Source organism: Caulobacter sp. P4_E5 (assembly GCF_056401555.1).
Map to the genome: position 1 here is coordinate 1 of NZ_JBFUJD010000159.1, position 1,691 is coordinate 1,691.

At 68.3% G+C, this 1,691-nt stretch carries 1 protein-coding gene; it reads left to right on the top strand.

The genetic code is table 11. The features are described 5' to 3' along the window. Positions 1–31 precede the first annotated feature (31 nt). Entirely contained in the window at positions 32–1,579 is a 1,548-nt protein-coding gene (locus tag AC1DSO_RS24720; RefSeq protein WP_477071324.1) for a tryptophan halogenase family protein, read from the top strand. Positions 1,580–1,691: the final 112 nt, after the last annotated feature.

Consider the following 1,691-nt stretch of genomic DNA (forward strand, 5'->3'; position numbering starts at 1 on the left):
GCTTGTGCGGGCGACCCCACAAGAGGGCGGCATGGAAAATACGGGAAAGATCTCCCACCTGGTGATCGTCGGCGGCGGCACGGCCGGATGGATGTCCGCAGCCTTCTTCTCCAAGGTCTTCACACCGCAGCAGATGCGGATCACCCTGGTGGAGTCGGCCGAGATCGGCATCGTCGGGGTCGGCGAGGCGACCATTCCGCCGATCACCTTCTTCAACAAGGTGGTCGGCGTCGACGAAGGCAGGATGCTAGCGGCCACCCAGGGCTCGTTCAAGCTGGGGATCGAGTTCGTCGGCTGGGGCGACCCGGCAGGACGCTATCTGCACCCGTTCGGCTACTACGGCGCGCCGATGGAGGGGGTGTCCTTCCACGCCTATTGGCTGCGCGCGCGGCGACTGGGCTACAAGGCCGATCTCGCCGAGTTCTCGCTCAGCTGCCTGGCGGCCAAGGCGGGCCGGTTCGACTGGCGCGTCGACGACCCGCGTGACCCGCGCGCGGCCATGGCCCATGCCTATCACTTCGACGCCTCGCTCTACGCCAAGCTCCTGCGCGAGGTCGCCGAGGCGCGCGGCGTGCGACGGGTCGAACGCACCATTCGCGGCGCCGACCTGGATCCGCTGGACGGCACGATCGCCACGCTGGCCCTCGACGATGGCGAGACCCTGGCTGGCGACTTCTTCATCGACTGCTCGGGCTTCCGGGGGCTGCTGATCGGCGACGCGTTGAAGGTCGGCTACGACGACTGGTCCCAGTTCCTGCCGGCCGACCGCGCGGTGGCGGTCCCTTCGGCGCGGTTCGAGGACCCCATTCCTTATACGCGCGCCATCGCCGACACGGCCGGCTGGCGCTGGCGCATCCCGCTGCAGCACCGGACCGGCAATGGTTATGTCTATGTCAGCGACCATATCGGCGACGAGGCGGCGGCCGACGTCCTGTTGGCCAGCCTGGCGCGCGAGCATCCCGACAACAAGGCCCTGGCCGACCCTCGCTTCCTGCGGTTCACCACCGGCCGGCGCAAGCAGTCACGGGTCAAGAACTGCGCGGCCATCGGCCTGTCGAGCGGGTTCCTGGAGCCTCTGGAATCAACCTCGATCCACTTGATCCAGCACGGCCTGATCAAGCTGGCGGGCAGCTTCCCGCTAGCCAAGAACGATCCGGCCGCGGCGGGGATCTACAACCGGATCATGGGCGAGGAGATGGAGCAGATCCGGGACTTCCTGATCTATCACTACCACGCCAACCGTCGGGTCGGCGAACCGCTGTGGGACCGCCTGCGCCACATGGCCCTGCCCGACTCCCTGCGCGAGAAGATGGCGCTGTTCCGCACGCGCGGCGCCACGATCTTCCCCAACCAGACCATCTTCCAGGAACCGAATTGGCTGGCGATCATGATGGGCCAGGAGGGCGAGCCCGAGGGCTACGACCCGCTGGCCGACCTGATGGACGAGCGGCTGATGGCCGAGCGCCTGCAGCAGGTGCGCATCGCTTGCCTGCAGGCCGTCGAGCGCATGCCCACCCACGCCCAGGCGCTCGCGCGCCTCGTCGGCGCGAAAGGAAAATCCGATGTCGAAATCGCCTGAGCGCCTCGCCGCCCTGCTGGCCGCGCTCGCCCTGACTCTCGGTGTTCCGACCGGCGCGCTAGCGGCCGACAAGGATCCGCCGCCGCGCGTGGCCAACGGCCTGGCCCAGACG

Excerpts from the sequence above, each read along its gene's own strand:
- AC1DSO_RS24720 (WP_477071324.1), top strand. The coding sequence starts at position 32 with ATGGAAAATACGGGAAAGATCTCCCACCTGGTGATCGTCGGCGGCGGC.